The sequence below is a fragment of the Limnohabitans sp. G3-2 genome (assembly GCF_002778275.1).
Classification (GTDB): domain Bacteria; phylum Pseudomonadota; class Gammaproteobacteria; order Burkholderiales; family Burkholderiaceae_C; genus Limnohabitans_A.
On the sequence record NZ_NESG01000001.1, the window covers coordinates 208,503 to 230,601 of the forward strand.

Genomic DNA, 22,099 nt, shown 5'->3' on the forward strand with positions numbered 1-22,099 from the left:
GGAGCAACCATGAGCACATTCACCACCCGCACCGCCAGCCCTTTGGGCGAACTCACCCTCGCCTGCAGCGACCGGGGCCTGTGTGGCGTTTGGTTTGAGGGTCAACGCCATGGCCCAGAGGCGCAGCTTGTCCAAGGCTGGCAGAGCGCACCCGACCACCCACTGCTGCAAGCCACTGCGGCGCAGCTTAGCGACTACTTTGCCGGGCGCAGAACCGTGTTCGATCTGCCCTTGGACCTGTCTCGCGGCACCGCCTTTCAGCAATCCGTTTGGCAAGGGCTGCTGGCCATTGCAGCGGGCACGCACCACAGCTATGGCCAGCTGGCCGCGCGCTTGAACAAACCCTTGGCCGTTCGGGCGGTGGGCGCGGCGGTGGGGCGCAATCCGGTGAGTATCATCGTGCCTTGCCATCGGGTGCTGGGCAGCACAGGTCAGCTCACCGGATACGCCGGCGGCCTAGAGCGCAAACGTGCGCTGCTGCAACTCGAAGGCCACCCGCTTTCTTGAAAACCCACACCGAATGACCTCTCCTCACGCCAAAGGCTGGCTGCCCGAGTTTTTGATCCTGGCCGCCATTTGGGGCGGCTCTTTCTTGTTCATGCGCGCGGCCTCCATCGAGCTGGGCGCTTTGCCCACCGCCGCCATTCGGGTGGCGATTGCTTCTGTCTTCTTGCTGCCCATCCTGCTGGCCAAAGGCCATTGGGCTCCATTGCGTCGGCATTGGAAACCCGTGCTGTTTGTGGGTGTGCTCAACAGCGGCATCCCGTTTGCTTTGTATTCCTTTGCGGTGATGCACATCACCACCGGGTTTTCATCCATCCTGAACGCCACAGTGCCTTTGTTTGGCGCACTCGTCGCCTGGTTCTGGCTGGGGGACAAGCCCAGCGTGTCGCGCACCGTGGGTTTGGCCATCGGCTTTGGCGGCGTGCTGCTTTTGGCTGGTGGGCAAGCCAGCTTCAAGCCCAATGCCTCGGGCATCGCCCCCGCTTGGGCCGTGCTGGCTTGTCTGGCGGCCACCACCTGTTATGCGCTGGCGGCCAGCTTCACCAAAAAGCACATCCCCAGCCTGCCCCCTTTGGTCACCGCCACGGGCAGCCAGATAGGCGCCACCCTGGCATTGGCCTTGCCTGCCTTGTGGTTTCGGCCAGATCACTGGCCCAGCGCATCAGCCTGGTGGGCCTTGGGGGTGGTGGGGGTGCTGTGCACAGGCGTCGCCTACATCCTGTATTTCAAACTCATCGAAACCGCAGGGCCTGCAAGGGCCCTCACGGTCACATTTTTGGTCCCAGTTTTTGCCATCGCCTATGGCGTGCTGTTTTTGGGTGAAACCGTCACCGCTGGGATGCTGCTTTGTGGCGGCGTGATCTTGGCAGGAACAGCCTTGTCCAGCGGCCTGGTCAAGCTGCCGGGGCGCTGAGCGGGCGATGAACGTGCACCCGCTGCACCCTTTGACCCCCCTCGCGTGCCCGCAATTGCCCACACCCCCCATCCACGTCCTGGCCTGCTGACTGGCGCAATTTGGTCAAAACGCCCCGCTGGTGCAAGTGGCGTGCGATCTCGGCCGCACGCGCCCAGCTGGGCCGCGCATAAGGCAAGTCAGGCACGGCGTTGTAGGGGATCATGTTCATGAGGGCGTATTTGCCCTTCAGCAGCCGCACGATCCCCTCGATCTCTTCGTCGCTGTCGTTCACGCCCTCGATCAGCGTCCACTGGTACTGGATCGGGTAAGCGGTCGCGCGGGCATAGGCTTCGCCTGCTTCCACCAAATCCTGTGGGTCAAAGCGTGGTGCTCTGGGCAGCAACTGGACACGCAAGTCGGCCCGCGTGGTGTGCAGCGACAGCGCGAGGGCCGGCTTCACACGGCCGAGCGGCAAGCGCTCAAACACCCGCACATCGCCCACCGTCGAAAACACCAAATTTTTGTGCCCGATGTTGCCCACGGTGCCCAGCAGGTCCATGGCCTCCATCACCGCGTCCAGGTTGTGCGAAGGCTCACCCATCCCCATGAAAACCACTTTTTTGACCGGCCGAAGGGTGCGCGCCAAGGCCACTTGCGCCACGATCTCAGCGCTGCCCACCTGACGGATCAGGCCTTCGCGTCCTGTCATGCAAAACACACAGCCGACCGCGCACCCCACCTGGGACGACACACACAGGCCGTCACGCGGCAGCAACACGCTTTCGACCGTCTGCCCGTCTTTCAAGCCCACCAGCAAACGGGCTGAACCATCTTGCCCAAGGTGATGTTCGCGAAGCGTGGCCAATCCGGCCAATTGAGCACTCAGCGCAGGCAAAGCCTCTCGCACCGCGGTGGGCATGAAGCTTTCCAGTGGCCTGCGACCGCTGTCTTGAGGCTTGGCCTGTGTCCACAAGCGCAGCACCCTTTGCTGGTGGTGCTCATTCGCACCCCACGCGCGCAAAAGGTCGCGGATGTCCTGAATGCTGTGCATGGGTTTCAGTAATGCGGCGGAATTTCGTCCCGCAAGTTGCGTATTTCAGCGCCCCCGCCCGATTCGGGCAGGCGATCGCGCATTTGTCGCAGCTCCTGAATCAGCGCGTCGATTTGCAGTTGTTGGCGGTAGACCTGCGCGTTGAGTTGGTCCAGCAGGTCTTCGGTAAAACCTGCCTTGACTTCCAAGTCGACGAGGCGGTTTTCAATAGGGCTTGGGATTTCCATAGGGTGTATTGGACATGATTTTGGACAGGGTTCTGACGTCCTTTATAATTTCTCATCGCCGAGTTATCTGAACTACTTGCAGGGCGATTCATAAATTCTGCTAAAGCGTTCGCCAGGCTCCGGGTTTTCAGGGTCGGCAACGCCGAAAAACCACTGACAACACAGGAGCCTTTTTCATGTCCAGCAATTTCCTTTTCACTTCTGAATCTGTTTCAGAAGGCCACCCAGACAAAGTGGCAGACCAAATTTCCGATGCCATTTTGGACGCGATCTTCGAGCAAGACCCGCGTTCACGTGTGGCTGCCGAAACCCTGACCAACACGGGTCTGGTGGTGTTGGCTGGTGAGATCACCACCAACGCCCATGTGGACTACATCCAGGTGGCGCGCGACACCATCAAACGCATCGGCTACGACAACACCGACTACGGCATCGACTACAAAGGCTGCGCCGTCATGGTGTGCTATGACAAGCAATCCAACGACATCGCCCAAGGCGTGGACCACGCGTCTGACGACCACCTCAACATCGGCGCGGGCGACCAAGGCCTGATGTTTGGCTATGCCTGCTCTGAAACCCCTGAGCTGATGCCCGCCCCCATTTACTACGCACACCGTTTGGTCGAACGCCAAGCCCAGTTGCGCAAGGATGGCCGTCTGCCCTTCCTGCGCCCCGACGCCAAGAGCCAAGTGACCATGCGCTACGTGGACGGCAAGCCCCACAGCATTGACACGGTGGTTCTGTCGACCCAACACAGCCCCGACCAAAGCGAGACAGCCACGAAGATGAAAGCCAGCTTCACCGAAGCCATCATTGAAGAAATCATCAAGCCTGTCTTGCCCAAAGAGTGGCTGCAAGACACCAAGTACCTGATCAACCCCACTGGCCGTTTCGTCATCGGCGGCCCCCAAGGCGATTGCGGTTTGACGGGTCGCAAGATCATTGTGGACACCTACGGCGGCGCCTGCCCTCACGGTGGTGGCGCGTTCTCGGGCAAAGACCCATCGAAGGTGGACCGCTCTGCCGCATACGCTGCACGCTACGTGGCCAAAAACATCGTGGCCGCTGGCCTGGCCACACAGTGCCAAGTGCAGGTGGCTTATGCCATTGGCGTGGCACGCCCGATGAACATCACGGTGAACACCGCTGGTACGGGCGTCATCTCTGATGACAAGTTGTCCGCCCTGGTGGCCGAGCACTTTGACTTGCGCCCTAAAGGCATCATTCAAATGCTGGACTTGCTGCGCCCCATTTACAGCAAGACCGCCGCTTACGGTCACTTTGGCCGAGACGAGCCCGACTTCACTTGGGAGCGTACCGATCGCGCTGCCGCATTGAAAGCGGCTGCAGGACTGTAATTGCTTGAGTAGGGGCTGCAACGCCCTTCCAAAGCCAAGCCGCTCGGCGCAAGTTGAGCGGCTTTTTCAATGGTCTGGCTTCATCTTCAGGTCAGCAGCTTGATTCCTGCAGGTGAAGCCAGAAATCTCAAGCCCAAACGAAAAAAACCGCTGCAAATCAAAGATTCACAGCGGTTTTTTGCTTTTGGCGGAGTGGACGGGACTCGAACCCGCGACCCCCGGCGTGACAGGCCGGTATTCTAACCAACTGAACTACCACTCCTGGTAGCTGTAACTTCTGCCAGATTGCTGATGCAACTGACCAAGTGCTACAAAACTTGGCGACCCTACGGGGATTCGAACCCCGGTACTCACCGTGAAAGGGTGATGTCCTAGGCCTCTAGACGATAGGGTCATAACCTGGACGGATTCTTGCGAATCATCTCGACACTTTGGTGGAGGTAAGCGGGATCGAACCGCTGACCTCTTGCATGCCATGCAAGCGCTCTCCCAGCTGAGCTATACCCCCTTTGGTACAACGCTAAGCTAAAGAGCTTTTTCGTTATGCCTCGTTGGTGTCGAGACTTGAATTATAGACAGAAATTCAAGCGTTTTTCAAGCGCTCCAGAATTTTTTCTCGCTGGCTCAAGGCCAACACGGCGTCCAGCGAAGGCGTCTGGGCTGTGCCCATCACCAACACACGAACCGGCATGGCCAACAGCGGCATCTTGAGCCCGGTTTCGGTCAAAGTCTCTTTGATCGTTGCGGCGATCGATGCCTTGTCCCACGCACATGCTGCCAGCTTATCGGCCAGCAAGGCCAATGCAGGCTTGACCGCATCGGTCACGTGCTGCGCCTTCTCTTCGGCGTTGGGCACCACATCCAGATAGAAAGCAGCAACCCACTGGGCCAAAACCACCAGCGTGTCACAGCGGTCCTTGAACAAGCCGCAAATGCTGGGCAGGCGCTCGTCGGCCACCACACCCAGTTTCGCCAGGAAGGGCTGAACATGCTGGACCAGCGCTTCGTCAGGCAGGGCCTTGAGGTGCTGGGCGTTGACCCACTTGAGCTTGGCCTCGTCAAACTGGGCAGCGCTGCGACCGAGGTGATCCAGATTGAACCACGCCAGGAACTGCGCACGGCTGAAGATTTCGTCGTCGCCGTGGCTCCAGCCCAGACGCGCCAGGTAGTTGACCATGGCATCGGGCAAATAGCCCTCGTCGCGGTAAGCCGTGACGGCCTTGGCACCGTTGCGTTTGCTCATCTTCTCACCCTGCTCGTTGAGCACGGTGGGCAGGTGCGCATAAACCGGGGGCTCTTGGCCAAGGGCTTTGAAGATGTTGATCTGGCGCGGCGTGTTGTTCACGTGGTCGTCGCCACGGATCACGTGGGTGATTTGCATGTCGATGTCGTCCACCACCACGCAGAAGTTGTAGGTGGGCGTGCCGTCAGGCCGAGCGATCACCAGGTCATCGAGCTCGTCGTTGCTGATCTCGATGCGGCCTTTGACCTTGTCTTCCCAAGCCACCACGCCGCCGAGCGGGTTCTTGAAGCGCAGCACGGGCTTCACACCCTCGGGAACAGCAGGCAAGGTTTTGCCTTCTGCCGGACGCCAGGTGCCGTCGTAGCGGGGCTTTTCCTTGTTGGCCATTTGGCGCTCACGCAAAGCGTCGAGCTCTTGCATGCTCATGTAGCAAGGGTAAACATGGCCTGCTGCGACCAAGTCGGCCAGCACCGCCTTGTAGCGGTCCATGCGCTGCATTTGGTAGAAAGGGCCTTCGTCGTGGTTCAGTTCCAACCAAGCCATGCCTTCGATGATGACATCCACCGACGCTTGCGTGGAGCGGTCCAGGTCGGTGTCTTCGATGCGCAAAATGAAATCGCCACCCGTGGCGCGGGCAAAGGCCCAAGGGTACAAAGCCGAGCGGATGTTGCCCAGGTGAATGAAGCCGGTGGGCGATGGGGCAAAGCGGGTGCGGGTACGGGTCAAGGTGTTGCTCATATCAGAAAGTATCGAGACCCAAGGACAGGTCTTTTTGAATGTCTTGTGGGTATTCCAAACCCACAGCCACGCGAATCATGCCTTGGCCAATACCGGCAGCTTGTCGCTGCGCTTCGGTCAATCGTCCGTGCGAGGTGCTGGCCGGGTGGGCCACCAAGGTTTTGGTGTCTCCCAAGTTCGTGGAGAGCGAGAGCATCTTCATCGAGTCCAGCACATGGAAGGCGTTTTTCCTGGCCTGTTCAGGCCCATTCGCTTTCACATCGAAAGACAGCACGGGGCCACCCAAGCCCGACATCTGGCGCATGGCCAAGTCGTGTTGCGGATGACTGGCCAAACCGGGGTAAAAAACGCGGGCGACGGCGGGGTGCTTTTCGAGCCACTCGGCCAAAATTTGAGCACGGGCGGTTTGCGCACGCATGCGCAGGTCCAGCGTTTCCAGACCTTTGAGGACCACCCAAGCATTGAATGGCGCCAGCGTCATGCCCCCGCTTTTGAGCACGGGCAAAAATTTCTCGGTGATCATCTGCTGCGACGCACACAAAGCCCCCGCCATCACGCGGCCCTGACCATCCAGGTATTTGGTGCCCGAATGCGTGATGATGTCCGCGCCCATCTGGGCCGGGCGCTGCAAGGCAGGTGTGGCAAAGCAGTTGTCCACCGCAAACAAAGCGCCGGCATTGTGGGCCATGTCGGCCAAAGCCTGGATGTCACACACCTCGGTCAAAGGGTTGGTCGGCGTTTCGGCAAACAGCAAACGCGTGTTCGGCCGAACAGCCGCTTGCCATTCCTTCAATTCCGTTTGAGAAACAAAACTCGATTCCACGCCAAACTTGGCGAGATCCGAGCCAATCAGCTTGATGGTCGAGCCGAACATGGAGCGGGAGCAGACCACATGGTCCCCGGCCTTGAGCAAGCCCATGCACATCATCAAGATGGCCGACATGCCCGACGCTGTGCCCATGGCGGCCTCGGTCCCTTCCAGGGCGGCCAAGCGCATTTCCATGCTGCTGACGGTGGGGTTGCCGTAGCGCCCGTAGGTGAAGCCTTCTTCGTCACCCGCGAAACGGCGTGCAGCCGCTTCGGCCGTGGGCTGCACGTAGCCGCTGGTCAGGTAAAGCGCTTCGGAGTTTTCACCGTACTGGCTGCGCTCCACTGCGGCACGCACGGCCAAAGTTTCGATGTGCCAATCGTCAAATCGCTGGGGGTCTGTCATGCTGCAGTCTCACACGCTGGCGTTGGGCAAAGCCAAACGCGAATTGTCGTCATCGCCCTCTTGAGTTTGAGGACGGGTTTGGTTCAAACGGCTGATGTCGTCGGCCGAAATGTCGCCGGTCACGTACACGCCATCAAAACAAGAAGCATCGAAATCGGACAACGCACCTGCTGCGTTCACACGCGCTTGGGCAACGGCGGTTTTCATGGCGTCGACATCTTGGTAAATCAAGGCGTCACACCCGATGATCTCGCGGATCTCTTCGATGCTGCGGCCGTGCGCCACCAGCTCTTCTTTGGTGGGCATGTCGATGCCATACACATTGGGAAAGCGCACGGGCGGCGCGGCGCTGGCCATATAGACCTTGCGGGCCCCGGCGTCCCGCGCCATTTGCACGATTTCACGGCTGGTGGTGCCGCGCACGATGGAGTCGTCCACCAACAACACATTGCGTCCCTTGAATTCGCTCACGATGGTGTTGAGTTTTTGGCGCACTGATTTTTTGCGCACCGCTTGACCCGGCATGATGAAGGTGCGGCCCACATAGCGGTTTTTCACAAAACCTTCGCGGTAGGGAATGCCGAGCAAATGGGCCAGTTGGGTCGCGCTGGGGCGGCTGGACTCGGGGATCGGGATGACCACATCGATGTCGTTCGGGGGCACGGTGGAGATCACGCGCTTGGCCAAGGTCTCGCCCAAATTCAAGCGGGCTTGGTAAACCGAGATGCCATCCATGGTGGAGTCCGGGCGAGCCAGGTACACGTATTCAAAAATACAAGGGCTCAGCTGCGACTTGTCGGCGCACGGCTGGGTGTGCATCTGGCCTTGCAAATCCACAAACACGGCCTCGCCTGGGGCCACATCGCGTTCAAATTGGTGCGCGGTTCCATCCAAGGCCACCGACTCGCTGGCCAGCATGATGGTGCCGTCTTCGCTGCGCCCCATGCACAGAGGGCGAATACCGTGCGGGTCACGGAAAGCCACCAAACCGTGACCTGCAATCAAGGCGATCACGGCGTAGGAGCCTTTGACACGGCGGTTCACACCGCGCACGGCCTCGAACACATCCATGGGCTTGAGCGGCAAACCGCGGGTGGTTTTTTCCAATTCGTGGGCCAGCACATTGAGCAGCACTTCGGAGTCGCTGTCGGTGTTGATGTGGCGGTGGTCGTTGGAAAACAACTCGGCCTTCAAGGCGTGCGCGTTGGTGAGGTTGCCGTTGTGCACCAACACCAAACCAAAGGGGGCATTGACATAGAAGGGCTGGGCCTCTTCTTCGCTGAAGGCATTGCCCGCCGTGGGGTAGCGCACTTGACCGAGCCCGCAGTTGCCCGGCAGGCTGCGCATGTTGCGGGTGCGGAACACGTCTCGCACCATGCCTTTGGCCTTGTGCATGAAAAACTTGCGGTCCAGCTGCGTGACGATGCCCGCCGCGTCTTGTCCCCGGTGCTGCAACAGCAACAAGGCGTCATAAATCAACTGGTTGACCGGGGCGCTGCTGACCACGCCGACAATTCCACACATAGTTTTATCCGTTCAAAGAGCCGAATGGCCTTGAATCATTCAAGGCAGATATTCCACGAAATTCTGGGGCAACAAGGGCTTCAAGCCCGTCAGCACCACTTGCAGCCAAACCGGTCCTTGGGCGCTGGCCCACCAGGCGTCACGCGCCACCCCGGTCAACTGCAGCACCACGGTCAAGGCCAGCAGCAAGACCACGCCCCGAGCCAGGCCGAACAAGGCCCCCAAGCTGCGGTCAACCGGACGCAAACCGACGGTTTCGACCAGTTTCTTGATCAGCCAAGACACCAAGCCGGCAACAAACACCGTGGCCACAAAGACCACCCCAAAAGCGACGGCATATTGGACCGATTCGGGCGCGCCGTGGATCATGGGCAACCAGGCCACCGCATCCACGGCCAGCCACTGCGCCACTACAAACGCAGCCACCCAGCCCGCCAAGGACAGCACCTCGTACACCAAACCACGCCAAAGCCCCACCAGCATGGACGCCAGCAGCACACCCAGCAAGACCCAATCGGTGAGGCTGACGGCCATGTCAGATCTTCAAGAAAGACACAGGCAAGTCGAGCTTGCGGATGCGCGCGGCGGCTTTGTCGGCTTCTTCTTTGGTTTCAAAAGGGCCCACGCGGATGCGGGTGGTGGTCTTGCCGTCTTTTTCCACCGCCTGGGTGTAGGTTTTCACACCCGCTTGCTCCAACTTGTTGCGCACATCGCGCGCCTTGCCTGCATCGCTGAACGCGCCCACCTGAATGACCACGCGGGCAGCGCTGGGCTTGGCGGTTTTCCCTTCCAGCAAGGCCTGGGCTTTGTTGCCATCGTCTTTGGGCTTGGCCGCTGGCGTGGGTTTTTCGGCTTTGACCGGCGCGGCTGGCTTGCTTTCTTGTTTGGCGGCCACGGGCTTTTCTGCGGCTTTCTCAGCCGGCGGGCTTTCTTTGACCGGTTCAGGCTTGGCCGCGGCAAGGGCGGGCGGCGTCGAGGCCACCACTTCTTCGCGGGCATCCAAGCTGGCTTGGGCAGACACGGCCTGTGGCGCAGGCAACAAAGGCTTGGCGGGCGCCTGCTCCGACGGGACAGGGGCGGCACTGGCCAATGGCGGTGTGTTTTGCCGGTCCGGGATCACGATGGGCGTGTCCACGGCAACAGGGCGGGGCTGGGTGTCAAACAACAAAGGGAATCCCACCACGGCCACCAGCACCAGCACCACAGCCCCCATCAAACGGTGCCGCGCACGGCGACGGACCACTTCGATGTTTTCATTGGGGCTGGCACTCACCGCCTCGGCAGAGGCGGTTTGACCAGACATTCGAAACTTAAAAAAGGCCATAACGGGTGCTCACGGGGTGAGGTGTTTGGCTTGCAGACGCGGGGTGCCGTCTTTCAAAACACCGCCCACGGTATAGAAGGAGCCAAAGACAACAATTCTATCAGCCGGGTCCGCCGCATCGATGGCCGCTTGCAGGGCCAAAAGCGGGTCCGCATGGGTGCTGGATGCGGTGTCGGTGCGGGTATTTTGCGCCTGCCAGGCCAGCTGCAAATCGGCCGCTTTGGCCGCACGGGGCAAGGGCAAATCGGTGAAATACCACTTGTCCACCATCGGGTTGACCTTCTGCAGCATGGGCAGCAGGTCTTTGTCGGCCATGACCCCCAACACCGCGTGGGTGGTGGGGTAAAAACCCATGGCATCCAGGTTGGCGGCCAAAGCGGCCACCGAATGGGGGTTGTGCGCCACATCCAGCACCAACACCGGCTGGCCCGGCACGATCTGAAAACGCCCGGGCAGCTCCACCATGGCCAAACCGTTGCGCACGGCCTGGGCCGTGACGGGAATGCGCTGGCGCAAGGCGTCGAGCGCGGCCAACACGCCCGACGCGTTGATCAGCTGATTGGCCCCGCGCAAAGCCGGGTAGGCCATGCCGCTGTAGCGGCGCTCGCGCCCAGCCCACGCCCATTGCTGTTTGTCGCCCGAAAAATTGAAATCCCGGCCAAAAAGCCAGACATCCGCCCCGAGGGCGGCGGCATGGTCCAGCACGCTTTGCGGGGGAACCGGGTCGCTCACAATGACCGGACGCCCAGCCCTGACGATGCCGGCCTTTTCAAAACCAATGCGCTCACGGTCTTTGCCCAAAATGGCGGTGTGGTCGATGTCGATGCTGGTGATCACCGCGCAATCGGCGTCAATGATGTTCACCGCGTCCAGGCGGCCGCCCAAACCCACTTCCAAAATCGCCACGTCCAGGTTCGCTTGGGCCATCAGGTGCAGGATGGCCAGCGTGCTGAATTCGAAATAGGTCAGACTGACATCGCCCCTCACGGCTTCGACAGCAGCGAAAGCCTCGGCAAACTCCTCGGCCGAGGCCGACTCGCCATGCAAGCGACAACGTTCTTCAAAGTGCACCAAGTGGGGGGATGTGTAGACCCCCGTGCGGTAGCCCGCCTGCAGCAGCACCGCCTCGAGCATGGCGCAGGTGGAGCCCTTGCCATTGGTCCCGGCCACCGTGATCACGGGGCAGTCAAAACGCAGGGCCATGCGGTCGGCCACGGTTTTCACACGGTCCAGCCCCATGTCAATGGCCACGGGGTGTAACTGCTCGCACCAGTCGAGCCATTGCTGTAGAGTCTTCATGGCGGCGATTGTCGCCCAGTCCTGTCCCTTTTATTCCCGATCAGACCTATGCACCCGATTGTTTACGGCATCCCCCATTGCGACACCGTTAAAAAAGCCCGCGCTTGCTTGAGCGAGCAAGGTCTAGAGGTCACTTTTCACGACTTCAAGAAGCAAGGGGTGCCGGCCGCAGAACTCGACAGCTGGCTGGCGGCCGTGGGCTGGGAAACCCTGCTCAACCGCAAAGGCACCACCTGGCGCAAGCTCGATGCCGCAGTGCAAGCCCAGGTGACAGACAGCGCCACAGCCAAGGCCGTGATGCAGGCGCATGCCAGCACCATCAAACGGCCTGTCATCGTCTGGCCCTCGGGCAAGGTCACGGTGGGGTTCACACCCGAGCAATGGCCCCTTTGAAACGCTGGTCACAAATCTTTACTTTTCAAAACGTGTGGCTTGGACACGGCCGACATACACTCGTCTGGTCAACACTAAATTCGCAAAAATCATGAAAACCTGGGCCACCACCAGTGCACTGCTTCTTTCGGCCTTGGCCGCACAAGCGCAAGAAGTTGGACAAGTGATCTCGCGCACCGCGGTTTACCAACAAGTGGCCGTCCCGCGCCAAACCTGCACCCAAAGCCCTGCAGTGGCCCCGGCCCAAAACTCGGGCGGTGGTGCCCTCATCGGAGCGATCGCGGGAGGACTGATCGGCAGCCAGCTGGGCGGGCGTGACAGCAAAGGCATTGCCGCCATGGCCGGCGTCATCGGCGGTGCCGTGTTGGGCGACAAGGTCGAAAGCCAAGGCAACAGCACCCAGCCCACCACGACCTGCACCACACAAACCGTCTACGAGAACCGCTTGGTGGGCTACAACGTGGTCTATGAATATGCGGGCAAGCAATACAACGTGCAGCTCCCACAAGACCCGGGCCCGACCATTCCCCTTCAAGTCACGCCCATGCTTGCTCCTCGCTCAGAAGCGCCCGCTGCGACTTATCTCGCCTCTGCCCCCTCTGTCGCCGAACCGGTCACCGTGATCACCGAGTCGCGCGTGGTCTATGTGCCCACCCCGGTTTACCGCCACTACCCACCCCCCTACACCAGCGTCCACCTGGGCTGGAGTGCCGGGCATCGCCACGTTCAACCTTACCCCCCCGGTTACAGGCAGGGTGTTTGGCGCTGAAAGGCCAAGCACCCAGCCCTTCACCCCGGCCGACTGGCCTAAAATGCGGGCTTGATTTGCCTTCAAGGGCGTCTTCAGACGCCCTTTTTGTTTGATGCGGGAAAAACCGCCCCTTTAAAGCCCTAGCCATGACCACCCAAACCATCGACGGCGTCTCCGTCAACACCCAAGCCAATGTTTACTTTGACGGCAAGTGCGTCAGCCACGGCTTGACCTTGGCCGACGGCACCAAGCTGTCGGTCGGCGTGATCCTCCCCGCCACCCTGACCTTCAACACCGGCGCCCCCGAAATCATGGAATGCGTGGGCGGCTCTTGCGAATACAAGCTCGATGGCAGCACCGAATGGCTCAAGTCCAGCGCAGGCGAGGAATTCAGCATCCCTGGCAACTCCAAGTTCGAGATCCGTGTGACCGAGCCCTACCACTACATTTGCCACTTCGGCTGATCCCCCATGAGCACCATCCTGCAAAACCTGCCCAAAGGGCAAAAAGTCGGCATCGCCTTCTCGGGCGGTCTGGACACTTCTGCCGCTCTGCTGTGGATGAAGCAAAAGGGCGCCCTGCCCTACGCCTACACCGCCAACCTGGGTCAGCCTGACGAGTCGGACTACAACGAGATTCCCCGCAAAGCGATGGAATACGGCGCCGAAAAAGCCCGCCTGGTCGACTGCCGCACCCAACTGGCCCACGAAGGCATTGCCGCCATCCAGTGCGGCGCTTTCCACATCTCCACGGGTGGCATCACCTACTTCAACACCACCCCACTGGGCCGCGCCGTGACCGGCACCATGCTGGTGGCCGCCATGAAGGAAGACGACGTCAACATCTGGGGCGACGGCTCCACCTTCAAGGGCAACGACATCGAGCGCTTTTACCGCTACGGCCTGTTGACCAACCCGAGCCTCAAAATCTACAAGCCTTGGCTGGACCAGCTGTTCATTGACGAGCTCGGTGGCCGCGCCGAAATGAGCGCCTTCATGACCGACAACGGCTTTGGCTACAAGATGAGCGCCGAGAAGGCCTACTCCACCGACAGCAACATGCTGGGCGCGACCCACGAAGCCAAGGACCTGGAAAGCCTGCAAAGCGGCATGAAGATCGTCATGCCCCTAATGGGCGTGGCGTTCTGGAAGCCCGAAGTCGAGGTCAAGGCCGAAGAAGTGAGCGTGCGCTTTGAAGAAGGCATGCCCGTGGCTTTGAATGGCGTGGAATACGCCGACCCGGTCGAGTTGTTCCTGAAAGCCAATGAAATCGGCGGCCGCCACGGTCTGGGCATGAGCGACCAGATCGAAAACCGCATCATCGAAGCCAAGAGCCGCGGCATCTACGAAGCCCCCGGCATGGCGCTGCTGCACATCGCCTATGAGCGCCTGGTCACCGGCATCCACAACGAGGACACCATCGAGCAGTACCGCATCAATGGCCTGCGCTTGGGCCGCCTGTTGTACCAAGGCCGCTGGTTCGACCCCCAGTCCATCATGCTGCGCGAAACCGCCCAGCGCTGGGTGGCCCGCGCCGTGACCGGCACCGTGACGCTGGAGCTGCGCCGCGGCAACGACTACAGCATCCTGAACACCGACTCCCCCAACCTGACCTACGCCCCTGAGCGTTTGAGCATGGAAAAAGTGGAAGACGCGCCGTTCAGCCCGCTCGACCGCATCGGCCAGCTGACCATGCGTAACCTCGACATCGTCGACACCCGCGCCAAACTGGGCATCTACGCGCATGCTGGTTTGTTGTCGGTGGGAGAAGGCCCACACATCTACAAGCTGGATGGCAGCGGCAAGAAGTGATTTCTGCCTTGCACCAATGAAAAACGGCCTATAGGCCGTTTTTTTATTTCAGCGGTGGCATGTCCACCACCCGCAGGGTGACATGGGCCACAGCGCAGGGGTGCTGCCCCTCGGCAGGATCGGTTTCAAGCTCAACAGCCACCACACAAATGGTGCCACCCACCTGCAGGGCTCGTGCCTTGGCATACAAGGTTTGCCCTTTGGCCGGGGCCAAGAAGTTCACATGCAAATCCACCGTGACCGCGATCTTGCCTGCCGGCAATGCGGTGGTGGCCGCTGCACCCGCTGCATGGTCGGCCAAGCCGGACACCACGCCCCCATGGAAAAAGCCATTGAATTGCAAGAGTTCGGGCTTTTTGGCCAATGACAGCGTCACCTGACCCGGCTCTGCGGACAGCACCTCCACGCCTGCGGCATGGGTGTAACCGGTGATGGCGGTGACTTTGCGGACCAGTTGTTCTGGAGTCATTGGGAGCGCTCCTGTGAATCCGGAAAACTGTAACCGTCAGAAAGTTTTTGCGCATCAGGAAATCCCTGAACTGTCCACCAACCCGGCGCGGAACACCACCACAGAAGCAAAAATTAAATCACAACCGGCTCGGGCTCCAACCGAATCCCAAACCGCTCGTACACACTGGTCTGAATCGCCTTGGCCAAGGTCATCACCTCACCCCCGGTGCAAGGGTTCTCGCGCGCGCCCCGGTTGACCAGCACCAGCGCCTGCTTTTCATAGACCCCGGCGTGGCCCACGGACTTGCCTTTCCAGCCGCAGGCGTCGATCAGCCAGCCCGCCGCCAGCTTGATGCTGCCGTCGGGCATGGGGTAATGCACCACCTTCGGGTCGCGGGCGATGATGTCGGCGCACTGCTCGGGGGTGACGGTGGGGTTTTTGAAGAAACTGCCCGCGTTGCCGATCACCGCCGGGTCGGGCAGTTTGGCGCGGCGGATCGCCACCACCCAGTCAAAGATCTGCCGGGCGTCGGGCTTGTCGATGCCCGTCTCGGCCATCTTGCGCGCCAAGTCCAGATAGCCCAGCTCGGGTTTCCAGCGCTTGGGCAGCGCAAAGCGCACCCGCAAAATCACCGCACGACCCGCCAGGCCTAGGCCATCGGTCCCGCCCGATGCGTGTTTGAACACCGAGTCGCGGTAACTGAAGCCGCACTGCGCAGCGTTCAGGCTGAACAATTCGCCCGTGAACAGGTCCATGGCGTCCAGCGAATCGAAGCGGTCTTGCAACTCCACCCCATAGGCCCCAATGTTCTGGACGGGAGAGGCCCCCACGGTACCGGGGATCAGGGCCATGTTCTCCAGCCCCGGGTAACCGTTGTCCAGGGTCCAGGTGACCAAAGCGTGCCAGTCAACGCCAGCGCCTGCCTCGATCACCCAGTGCCTGTCGGTTTCAGAGGCCAAGCGCAAGCCCGGCACCTCGACTTTGAGCACCAGCGCCTTGACGTCGCCCGTCAAAACCAGGTTGCTGCCACCGCCCAGCACTTGCCGGGGCAAAGTGGTCAATTGGGGGTCGGCCAGCACGGCCAGCAGGTCGGCTTCGGAGTGCACCCGCACCAAGGCCTGCGCTTTGGCGGCGATGCCGAACGTGTTGTACGGCTGCAGGGGGACATTTTTCTCCAGGTTCATGGGAGAATTGTCGCATTCTCAACCCTCGGACTTTTACTGCCATGCCCTCGTTTGATACCGTTTGCGAACCCAATATGGTTGAAGTGCGCAACGCCGTCGATACTTCTGCCAAAGAAATCGGCACCCGCTTTGACTTCAAAGGCACCTCGGCCAACATCGAACTCAAGGACAAAGAGATCACGATGTTCGGCGATGCGGAGTTTCAGCTCACGCAGGTCGAAGACATCTTGCGCAACAAACTGACCAAGCGCAACGTCGACGTGCGCTTTTTGGACATTGGCAAAGTCGAAAAAATCGGCGGCGACAAGGTCAAGCAAGTGGTGAAGGTCAAAAATGGCATTGAAACCGAAGATGCCAAGAAAATCACCAAACTCATCAAAGAGAGCAAGATCAAGGTGCAGGCGTCAATCCAGGGCGATGCTGTGCGTGTGACCGGCACCAAGCGTGACGACTTGCAGGCGGCCATGGCCCTGTTGCGCAAGGACATGACCGAGTTGCCCCTGTCCTTCGACAACTTCCGCGACTGATCAGGTTTGCGGCCCGCAAGCTCAGCGTTTGGACTCAGCGTTTAGGCTCATCGAGGAAGCCCCCCGAACGCAAGGTGATGACCAAGGTGTCGCGCCAACCGCCTTCTTGTTCCGGCTGGATCGGGGTGGTCTCATGAATGACGCGGCTGTCGTCCAGCAGCAGCAATGACCAAGGCTCGCTCAAGGTGAAGCGCTGGCCACGCGGGCTGTCCATGTCAAACACCCGTGTTTCGCCGCCCTTGATGCCGTGGCGGCCCACCAAAAACACCGCCACCCAATTCACGCCATCGCGGTGCGCCCCCTCGGGCGTGGGGCGGCCAATGCCGTCGGTGGTGTCAATGCGAAACTGGTGCGCCTCGGTGAACCAGGTTTGATCGCCCTGCGCCGCACAGGCCACCCGGGCCAGCCAACGCAGCAATTGCGACCAAACCGCTTGCTGCACCACCTCGGGGGCCATCGGTTCAAACCAACGCTGCATGCCGCCATGCAGGGCGTTGTAAGACAGCGGCTGCCAATGGGCACGGTGCGGCATGGCGCGCAACTCATCTCGCGTGACCTCAAAACTGGCGTGCCGGCGACGGCGGTAGCGCCCACCGTCTTTGAGGTACTGGTCAGGCGGCAAATCGTTCCAGCTGGGCGCCAGTGCCTTCAAGGCCTCCACTGAAATACCAGCCAAAGCGCAAACGCTGGCAGACCCCAGCACCGCAAACCCCTGGTCCGCCAGCGTGGCGTTCAGCAGGTCAGGTGGTGTCAGTGGGGGCTGCAGCATTTGTTGGGGCATGAGCGGTCTCGGTTTCAGGCGTAACGTTGGCTGGCCAGTTTCGCACCTTCGGCCAAGGCTTTGAGCTTGGCCTCGGCCACCGCACGGCTCATGGGGGCCAGGCCGCAGTTGGTGCAGGCGATCAGGCGGTTCTTGGGCACGAACTGCAAAGCACGGCCGATGGTGTCGGCGATTTCTTCGGCGGTTTCGATGGTCGGGTTGGCCACATCGATCACGCCCACCATCACGTCTTTGCCCTCCAGCAGCTTCATCATTTCCATGGGCACATGCGAGTGCATGCACTCAAGGCTCACCTGCTGGATGCTGCTCTTGGCCAAAGCTGGGAACACCTTTTCATACTGACGCCATTCGTGGCCCAAGGTTTCTTTCCATTTGTTGTTGGCTTCGATGCCGTAGCCGTAGCAAATGTGCACGGCCGTGGTGCAGGTCAGGCCCCGCGCGGCCACTTCCAGGGCCTTGACACCCCAATCGGCGGCGTCGTCCATGTAGACGTTGAAGGCTGGCTCGTCGAACTGGATGATGTCCACGCCATCGGCTTGCAGCGCCAGCGCTTCTTGGTTGAGCAACTCGGCAAAGGCCATGGCCATCTTGACCTTGTCGCCATAAAAACGGTCGGCCACGGTGTCCACGATGGTCATCGGGCCAGGCAAGGTGAATTTCAGTTTCTTCTTCGTGTGGGCGCGGGCCAGTTGGGCCTCAAAAGCGTGCACACGGCCCTTCAGGCGCAGCGGCGCAATGACCTGAGGCACCTGCGCGTCGTAGCGGTTGTTGCGGATGCCCATGGTGACTTTGTTCACAAAGTCGATGCCCTCGACCTGCTCCACAAAGCCGTGCACAAAGTGCTGACGGGCCTGCTCGCCGTCGCCGATCACGTCCAGGCCGGCGTCTTCTTGCGCTTTGATCCACAGCAGCGTGGCGTCGGCCTTGGCTTGCTGCAGCTCGGGGCCTTGGGTGGTCCACTGGGGCCAGAGTTTTTCGGTCTCGGCCAGCCAGGCGGGTTTGGGCAAGCTGCCAGCAATCGCAGTGGTAAACATGGGGATGTCCTTGGGTGAAAAAAACAAAGTCAGGAGTGTGCCGCAAGTCCAAATTCTTGGGCCAGCAGTTCATACGATCGGCATTGTGCAGCAGGGTCATGCGTCCAAGTGATGACGACGAGTTCCTGCACCTCCAAGCGCGCCGCCAATTGGCGCAGTTTGCGGCCAACGGTGGCCGCCGAGCCGATCAGGGCTGCATCGCGCAGCCGCTCGAGGGCAAACTGCTCAGCGGGGCTGTAGTCGCGCACCGCGTCTTCGGGCGGCAAGAGTGCCCCGATGCGGCCCAGATTTCGGTCCATTTTCCAGCGGGCACGGCTTTCAAACAGGCGCAGCGCTTCCTCGTCGGTGTCCGCAGCCAAGGCCCAGACGCACAAAGCGGCCGAGGGTGTGGCCAAGGCCGCACTCGGGCGGAAACTCTCGCGGTAAATTTGCAAGGCTTCGTCAGCCCCCTGCCCGTCGGTGATGAAGTAAGCGAACGCATAAGGCAGCCCCAAATGCGCGGCCAACTGGGCGCCGTAATCCGAGCTGCCCAGCATCCAGACGGCTGGCGAGGTGTCCGCCTGCGGGTAGGCGAACACGTTGTGGCCCGGATGACCGGGCGGCAAGTTGTGCCCCCCCACCCAGGCTTGCAGTTCCATCACCTGCTGAGGAAAGCGCTCAGAGGCGCTGCGGTCAGGGTTGAGCAGTTGCGCCGTGCGCCCGTCGCTGCCGGGGGCACGCCCTACACCCAGATCGATGCGGCCAGGGGCCAGCGCATCCAAAACGCGAAACTGCTCGGCCACTTTCAGGGCGGCGTAGTGCGGCAACATGACGCCCGCGCTGCCGATGCGGATGCGTTGTGTCCGGGCTGCAATCGCGGCCATCAAAACTTCGGGCGCGCTGCCCACGATGCTGGGGTGGCTGTGGTGCTCGCTCACCCAAAAACGGTGGTAGCCCCAAGCCTCGGCTTTTTGTGCCAGCGCCAGGGTTTGACGCAGGGTGGCATCCTGGCCGCGCCCAGTGGCCGCGGCGGATTGGTCAAGGATCGACAGTTTCGGGTTCATTCAAAAATCACTGGACTGAAAACTTCAGGCCTTGGAGGACGTGTCCAAAGCGGCCATTTCAGCTTCTTGCAGGGCCCGCCACATGACTTTGCCGCTGCCGCTTTTGGGCAGCGCATCCACAAAACTCACAGCGCGGGGCATTTTGTAAACCGCCATGTTCTCACGGCACCAATCGATGATGTCTTGCTCGCTCACAAGACCTTGCTGGCCTTGGCGCAAGACCACCACGGCTTTGACCGACTCGCCCCGATAGGCATCGCGCGTCGCGATGATGCACGCTTCTTGGATGGCAGGGTGGCGGAACATGAGCGCCTCGACTTCGGCAGGCCAGACCTTGAAGCCGCTGGCATTGATCATGCGTTTGAGCCGGTCGGTCATGAAAAAGTAACCCGCTTCGTCGACACGCCCCATGTCACCCGAGCGGAAAAACCGCAAACCATCGCGCTCAAAAAAGGCGTCCGCCGTGGCATCGGGGCGTTTCCAATACCCCTTGAAGACCTGAGGGCCGCTGATCACGATTTCGCCCGACTCGCCTGGCGGCAATTCGACCAGGGTTTCAGGGTCCACGATGCGCGACTCGACACTCATGAAGGGGATGCCCAAGCACTGTTTTTTGGGCGCATCGGGTGGGTTGGTGTGCGAGGGGGCCGCCGTTTCGGTCAGGCCATAACCTTCCACGTAGCGCAGCCCAAACTGCTCCAACAAGCGCTGGGCCACAGCCTCGGGCATGGCAGCGCCGCCGCCGCCGATGTAGACCAAGCTGTTGAGGTCATAGCGCGCCATGTTGGGACTGCCCAACAAGTCAATCACCATGGTGGGAATGTTGGTCCAATGGGTCACCTTCCATTTGGAGATCAGGTGCCCGGCCACATCGCGGTCCCACCGAGGCATGATCACCAAACTGGCGCCCAACAAAATGCTGGTGTGCATCACGCTCACCATCCCGGTGATGTGGAACATGGGCACCACGCACAGCGTGACGTTCTCGGGGGTGCCGTTGCCCCACAAGCCGCTGGCCATGGCGTTGTGCATCAGGGTCCCGTGGGTGTGCATGCACCCCTTGGGCAAGCCCGTGGTGCCACTGGTGTAAGGCAATACCGCCAAGTCATCGGGTTTGGCTTGGGGTGGCGGCAAGTCTGCCGCAGGGGCGGCCATCCAATCGGACCATGCGTGCACTTGACCGGAGGACAAAGCGGGCAACTCACGCACAGGCAGCAACCAAGGACGCCATGCCTCAGGCATGTCTTCGGGCCCCACTGTCTCGCCATCGAACACATCGGTGAACTGCGTCACCACCAAGTGCTTCAGACGGTGCTCCGGCGGCAAGGCAGCGCTGGCCTGCGCCAGCTCAGGGGCCAAATCGGCCGTGGTCACGGCCACCCGCGTGTCGGGGTCGGTGATGTAGTGCTTGAGCTCTTCAGCCCGGTTCATCGGGTTGACGGGCACCACCACCGCATCGATGCGCAAAATCGCAAAGTGTGTGATCACCAGTTGGGGACAGTTTTGCATGTCCAGCACCACGCGGTCTCCGGCCTGTACCCCCACAGCGCGCAGTTGCCCAGCCACGTGCTCCGCTTGCGCCATCAACGCCCGGTAAGTCCAGACCCGCCCCATGAACACCAAGGCCGCTTTTTCGGGGTAACGCAGGGCACTGACGGCCAAGTTCATCCACAGTGAGGTGGCTGGCGGGGTGATCTTGGCAGGCAAGCGGACGGGCCAAACAGCGGCATGGGCGGGCATCGACAGTCTCCAAGTGTGGTTTGAATCCATGTTAATCCCCCACCGGCATGGCTGGACTTCGGGCTTTGTCACGGGGGAGACGCGCGAGCTGCGGCCAGCCTGAGCGCAACGACTCCAGCCAACACGCCACCACCCCGAATGTGGACACGCCAAAGCCATCATTTGAACATTTGAGTATTTTTAATGCCCCATAAAGATAGTTTTTTATACTTTTATTACTAAAATAAGCCCCATGCAAACCCAAACTACACCTGACACCCCTGAAGACCACTGCGGCACCACCTATGCAGCCAAGCTGCTCGGCTTGTCGGTCGGCACGATTCAGACCTTGGTCGAAAAAAATGAGCTGCAAGCTTGGAAAACGCAAGGCGGCCATCGAAGAATTTCGATGGCTTCTATCCGCGACTACCAACGCAAGCACCACATGCTGACCCTCCCAAGCGAGCCGCGTGACACCCGCTTGCGCGTGCTGCTCGTAGAAGACGACGCCGTCACACGTGAAATGCTGCGCGGTTACTGCAACCGCTCCACCCTGCCCGTGGATTGCACCGCCATGTCGTCGGGCCTGGAGGCCTTGATCGACATCGCCAGCATCCAGCCTGACGTGCTGATCACCGACCTGGACATGCCCGGTGTGGACGGCTTCGAATTGCTGCGCACCTTGCGCCAAAACCCGCAATTCAGCCGCATGACCACCTTGGTGTTGTCGGCACTGTCGCCCGAAGACATTGAAAGCCGCGGGGGCTTGCCGCAAGGCAGCATCTTCATGGCCAAACCCATCAACATGGATTGGTTCAATGGCTTTTTCACGGCTTTCCTGGCCGCACGCCATGCCGAAGCCCATGCCAAAGATGCCAACGGTGCCGCTCCAATAGCGTGACCGCTTTGCACGTCTGCCCACCATGACAGCGGGTGAGACCGGGCCCCATCGGGAAATCATTCCCCTTGGGGCCCATTTTTTTCCAGCGGGGCTTTATATACTGGGCACCCACATGATGGCGAACCCGA

Annotated in this window: 23 protein-coding genes and 3 tRNA genes; 9 read left to right on the forward strand and 17 right to left on the reverse strand. The window is 60.7% G+C overall.

Annotated elements, in window-relative coordinates:
• The first annotated feature begins 9 nt into the window (after nucleotides 1-9).
• On the forward strand, nucleotides 10-507 hold the full coding sequence (locus tag B9Z31_RS01035; protein ID WP_100117712.1) for a methylated-DNA--[protein]-cysteine S-methyltransferase: 498 nt from the start codon (nucleotides 10-12) through the stop codon (nucleotides 505-507).
• A gap of 13 nt (nucleotides 508-520) precedes the next feature.
• On the forward strand, nucleotides 521-1,417 hold the full coding sequence (locus B9Z31_RS01040) for a DMT family transporter (protein ID WP_100117713.1): 897 nt from the start codon (nucleotides 521-523) through the stop codon (nucleotides 1,415-1,417).
• Here B9Z31_RS01040 and B9Z31_RS01045 read toward each other — a convergent pair.
• Nucleotides 1,398-2,450, reverse strand: coding sequence for an RNA methyltransferase (locus B9Z31_RS01045; protein WP_100117714.1), 1,053 nt, complete (start codon nucleotides 2,448-2,450; stop codon nucleotides 1,398-1,400). The genes B9Z31_RS01040 and B9Z31_RS01045 overlap by 20 nt on opposite strands.
• 5 nt (nucleotides 2,451-2,455) lie before the next feature.
• Nucleotides 2,456-2,677 carry a SlyX family protein gene (locus B9Z31_RS01050; protein ID WP_100117715.1) on the reverse strand — a complete coding sequence of 74 codons (222 nt, stop codon included), beginning with the start codon at nucleotides 2,675-2,677 and terminating at the stop codon, nucleotides 2,456-2,458.
• Nucleotides 2,678-2,853: 176 nt separating this feature from the next.
• Here B9Z31_RS01050 and metK point away from each other — a divergent pair, with 176 nt between their 5' ends.
• On the forward strand, nucleotides 2,854-4,035 hold the full coding sequence (gene metK / locus B9Z31_RS01055) for a methionine adenosyltransferase (protein WP_100117716.1): 1,182 nt from the start codon (nucleotides 2,854-2,856) through the stop codon (nucleotides 4,033-4,035).
• A 185-nt stretch (nucleotides 4,036-4,220) separates the two neighbouring features.
• On the opposite strand, the gene B9Z31_RS01060 is transcribed toward metK, so the two are convergent.
• The 9 genes from B9Z31_RS01060 to folC all read right to left on the reverse strand — a co-directional run bounded on the left by B9Z31_RS01060 (nucleotide 4,221) and on the right by folC (nucleotide 11,376).
• Nucleotides 4,221-4,297, reverse strand: a tRNA-Asp gene (locus B9Z31_RS01060).
• A gap of 56 nt (nucleotides 4,298-4,353) precedes the next feature.
• Nucleotides 4,354-4,429: transfer RNA gene (locus B9Z31_RS01065), tRNA-Glu, on the reverse strand.
• Between the two features lie 38 nt (nucleotides 4,430-4,467).
• Nucleotides 4,468-4,543: transfer RNA gene (locus tag B9Z31_RS01070), tRNA-Ala, on the reverse strand.
• 75 nt (nucleotides 4,544-4,618) lie between these two features.
• On the reverse strand, nucleotides 4,619-6,016 hold the full coding sequence (gene gltX / locus B9Z31_RS01075; protein WP_100117717.1) for a glutamate--tRNA ligase: 1,398 nt from the start codon (nucleotides 6,014-6,016) through the stop codon (nucleotides 4,619-4,621).
• A gap of 1 nt (nucleotide 6,017) precedes the next feature.
• Entirely contained in the window at nucleotides 6,018-7,229 is a 1,212-nt protein-coding gene (locus tag B9Z31_RS01080) for an O-succinylhomoserine sulfhydrylase (RefSeq protein ID WP_100117718.1), read from the reverse strand.
• A 9-nt stretch (nucleotides 7,230-7,238) separates the two neighbouring features.
• On the reverse strand, nucleotides 7,239-8,753 hold the full coding sequence (purF, locus tag B9Z31_RS01085; protein ID WP_100117719.1) for an amidophosphoribosyltransferase: 1,515 nt from the start codon (nucleotides 8,751-8,753) through the stop codon (nucleotides 7,239-7,241).
• 39 nt (nucleotides 8,754-8,792) lie between these two features.
• Nucleotides 8,793-9,287, reverse strand: coding sequence for a CvpA family protein (locus tag B9Z31_RS01090; protein ID WP_100117720.1), 495 nt, complete (start codon nucleotides 9,285-9,287; stop codon nucleotides 8,793-8,795).
• A 1-nt stretch (nucleotide 9,288) separates the two neighbouring features.
• Nucleotides 9,289-10,056, reverse strand: coding sequence for an SPOR domain-containing protein (locus B9Z31_RS01095; RefSeq protein ID WP_369804609.1), 768 nt, complete (start codon nucleotides 10,054-10,056; stop codon nucleotides 9,289-9,291).
• Nucleotides 10,057-10,086: 30 nt separating this feature from the next.
• Nucleotides 10,087-11,376, reverse strand: coding sequence for a bifunctional tetrahydrofolate synthase/dihydrofolate synthase (folC, locus tag B9Z31_RS01100; RefSeq protein ID WP_100117722.1), 1,290 nt, complete (start codon nucleotides 11,374-11,376; stop codon nucleotides 10,087-10,089).
• A 48-nt stretch (nucleotides 11,377-11,424) separates the two neighbouring features.
• Between folC and B9Z31_RS01105 the strand changes: the two genes are divergently transcribed.
• From B9Z31_RS01105 to argG, 4 genes are all read left to right on the forward strand, one after another.
• On the forward strand, nucleotides 11,425-11,769 hold the full coding sequence (locus tag B9Z31_RS01105; protein WP_100117723.1) for an arsenate reductase: 345 nt from the start codon (nucleotides 11,425-11,427) through the stop codon (nucleotides 11,767-11,769).
• A 91-nt stretch (nucleotides 11,770-11,860) separates the two neighbouring features.
• On the forward strand, nucleotides 11,861-12,538 hold the full coding sequence (locus B9Z31_RS01110; RefSeq protein WP_100117724.1) for a glycine zipper 2TM domain-containing protein: 678 nt from the start codon (nucleotides 11,861-11,863) through the stop codon (nucleotides 12,536-12,538).
• 128 nt (nucleotides 12,539-12,666) lie between these two features.
• Nucleotides 12,667-12,984: a pyrimidine/purine nucleoside phosphorylase gene (locus B9Z31_RS01115; protein WP_100117725.1), complete on the forward strand. Its 318-nt coding sequence runs from the start codon at nucleotides 12,667-12,669 to the stop codon at nucleotides 12,982-12,984.
• 6 nt (nucleotides 12,985-12,990) lie between these two features.
• Nucleotides 12,991-14,331 (forward strand): argininosuccinate synthase, encoded by a 1,341-nt coding sequence (gene argG, locus B9Z31_RS01120; RefSeq protein WP_100117726.1) that lies wholly within the window; start codon nucleotides 12,991-12,993, stop codon nucleotides 14,329-14,331.
• Nucleotides 14,332-14,374: 43 nt separating this feature from the next.
• On the opposite strand, the gene B9Z31_RS01125 is transcribed toward argG, so the two are convergent.
• Both B9Z31_RS01125 and murB read right to left on the reverse strand, forming a co-directional pair.
• Nucleotides 14,375-14,800, reverse strand: coding sequence for a PaaI family thioesterase (locus B9Z31_RS01125; RefSeq protein ID WP_100117727.1), 426 nt, complete (start codon nucleotides 14,798-14,800; stop codon nucleotides 14,375-14,377).
• A 113-nt stretch (nucleotides 14,801-14,913) separates the two neighbouring features.
• A complete protein-coding gene (gene murB / locus B9Z31_RS01130; RefSeq protein WP_100117728.1) occupies nucleotides 14,914-15,966 on the reverse strand; it encodes a UDP-N-acetylmuramate dehydrogenase in 1,053 nt (350 codons plus the stop codon).
• A 41-nt stretch (nucleotides 15,967-16,007) separates the two neighbouring features.
• On the opposite strand from murB, the gene B9Z31_RS01135 reads away from it, so the two are divergent.
• The gene (locus B9Z31_RS01135) at nucleotides 16,008-16,493 is read left to right on the forward strand and encodes a YajQ family cyclic di-GMP-binding protein (RefSeq protein ID WP_100117729.1); all 486 of its coding nucleotides are present in this window, start codon (nucleotides 16,008-16,010) and stop codon (nucleotides 16,491-16,493) included.
• 34 nt (nucleotides 16,494-16,527) lie between these two features.
• On the opposite strand, the gene B9Z31_RS01140 is transcribed toward B9Z31_RS01135, so the two are convergent.
• The 4 genes from B9Z31_RS01140 to B9Z31_RS01155 are packed head-to-tail and all read right to left on the reverse strand — an operon-like array spanning nucleotide 16,528 to nucleotide 21,091.
• Entirely contained in the window at nucleotides 16,528-17,274 is a 747-nt protein-coding gene (locus B9Z31_RS01140; RefSeq protein WP_100117730.1) for a 2OG-Fe dioxygenase family protein, read from the reverse strand.
• A gap of 14 nt (nucleotides 17,275-17,288) precedes the next feature.
• Nucleotides 17,289-18,308: a methionine synthase gene (locus B9Z31_RS01145; RefSeq protein WP_100117924.1), complete on the reverse strand. Its 1,020-nt coding sequence runs from the start codon at nucleotides 18,306-18,308 to the stop codon at nucleotides 17,289-17,291.
• Between the two features lie 29 nt (nucleotides 18,309-18,337).
• A complete protein-coding gene (locus B9Z31_RS01150; RefSeq protein ID WP_100117731.1) occupies nucleotides 18,338-19,351 on the reverse strand; it encodes an LLM class flavin-dependent oxidoreductase in 1,014 nt (337 codons plus the stop codon).
• 24 nt (nucleotides 19,352-19,375) lie between these two features.
• Nucleotides 19,376-21,091 carry a long-chain fatty acid--CoA ligase gene (locus B9Z31_RS01155; RefSeq protein WP_100117732.1) on the reverse strand — a complete coding sequence of 572 codons (1,716 nt, stop codon included), beginning with the start codon at nucleotides 21,089-21,091 and terminating at the stop codon, nucleotides 19,376-19,378.
• A gap of 232 nt (nucleotides 21,092-21,323) precedes the next feature.
• Between B9Z31_RS01155 and B9Z31_RS01160 the strand changes: the two genes are divergently transcribed.
• On the forward strand, nucleotides 21,324-21,971 hold the full coding sequence (locus tag B9Z31_RS01160; protein WP_100117733.1) for a response regulator: 648 nt from the start codon (nucleotides 21,324-21,326) through the stop codon (nucleotides 21,969-21,971).
• The last annotated feature ends 128 nt before the right edge of the window (nucleotides 21,972-22,099 follow it).

Bases quoted from the DNA above. Each gene is read 5' to 3' on its own strand.
- metK (WP_100117716.1), top strand. From the start codon at position 2,854: ATGTCCAGCAATTTCCTTTTCACTTCTGAATCTGTTTCAGAAGGCCAC.
- B9Z31_RS01145 (WP_100117924.1), bottom strand. From the start codon at position 18,308: ATGTTTACCACTGCGATTGCTGGCAGCTTGCCCAAACCCGCCTGGCTG.
- B9Z31_RS01050 (WP_100117715.1), bottom strand. From the start codon at position 2,677: ATGGAAATCCCAAGCCCTATTGAAAACCGCCTCGTCGACTTGGAAGTC.
- purF (WP_100117719.1), bottom strand. From the start codon at position 8,753: ATGTGTGGAATTGTCGGCGTGGTCAGCAGCGCCCCGGTCAACCAGTTG.
- B9Z31_RS01080 (WP_100117718.1), bottom strand. From the start codon at position 7,229: ATGACAGACCCCCAGCGATTTGACGATTGGCACATCGAAACTTTGGCC.
- B9Z31_RS01150 (WP_100117731.1), bottom strand. From the start codon at position 19,351: ATGAACCCGAAACTGTCGATCCTTGACCAATCCGCCGCGGCCACTGGG.
- B9Z31_RS01155 (WP_100117732.1), bottom strand. From the start codon at position 21,091: ATGCCCGCCCATGCCGCTGTTTGGCCCGTCCGCTTGCCTGCCAAGATC.
- B9Z31_RS01115 (WP_100117725.1), top strand. From the start codon at position 12,667: ATGACCACCCAAACCATCGACGGCGTCTCCGTCAACACCCAAGCCAAT.
- folC (WP_100117722.1), bottom strand. From the start codon at position 11,376: ATGAAGACTCTACAGCAATGGCTCGACTGGTGCGAGCAGTTACACCCC.
- B9Z31_RS01045 (WP_100117714.1), bottom strand. From the start codon at position 2,450: ATGCACAGCATTCAGGACATCCGCGACCTTTTGCGCGCGTGGGGTGCG.
- B9Z31_RS01125 (WP_100117727.1), bottom strand. From the start codon at position 14,800: ATGACTCCAGAACAACTGGTCCGCAAAGTCACCGCCATCACCGGTTAC.
- B9Z31_RS01160 (WP_100117733.1), top strand. From the start codon at position 21,324: ATGCAAACCCAAACTACACCTGACACCCCTGAAGACCACTGCGGCACC.
- murB (WP_100117728.1), bottom strand. From the start codon at position 15,966: ATGAACCTGGAGAAAAATGTCCCCCTGCAGCCGTACAACACGTTCGGC.
- gltX (WP_100117717.1), bottom strand. From the start codon at position 6,016: ATGAGCAACACCTTGACCCGTACCCGCACCCGCTTTGCCCCATCGCCC.
- B9Z31_RS01095 (WP_369804609.1), bottom strand. From the start codon at position 10,056: ATGTCTGGTCAAACCGCCTCTGCCGAGGCGGTGAGTGCCAGCCCCAAT.
- argG (WP_100117726.1), top strand. From the start codon at position 12,991: ATGAGCACCATCCTGCAAAACCTGCCCAAAGGGCAAAAAGTCGGCATC.
- B9Z31_RS01135 (WP_100117729.1), top strand. From the start codon at position 16,008: ATGCCCTCGTTTGATACCGTTTGCGAACCCAATATGGTTGAAGTGCGC.
- B9Z31_RS01105 (WP_100117723.1), top strand. From the start codon at position 11,425: ATGCACCCGATTGTTTACGGCATCCCCCATTGCGACACCGTTAAAAAA.
- B9Z31_RS01140 (WP_100117730.1), bottom strand. From the start codon at position 17,274: ATGCCCCAACAAATGCTGCAGCCCCCACTGACACCACCTGACCTGCTG.
- B9Z31_RS01035 (WP_100117712.1), top strand. From the start codon at position 10: ATGAGCACATTCACCACCCGCACCGCCAGCCCTTTGGGCGAACTCACC.
- B9Z31_RS01110 (WP_100117724.1), top strand. From the start codon at position 11,861: ATGAAAACCTGGGCCACCACCAGTGCACTGCTTCTTTCGGCCTTGGCC.
- B9Z31_RS01040 (WP_100117713.1), top strand. From the start codon at position 521: ATGACCTCTCCTCACGCCAAAGGCTGGCTGCCCGAGTTTTTGATCCTG.
- B9Z31_RS01090 (WP_100117720.1), bottom strand. From the start codon at position 9,287: ATGGCCGTCAGCCTCACCGATTGGGTCTTGCTGGGTGTGCTGCTGGCG.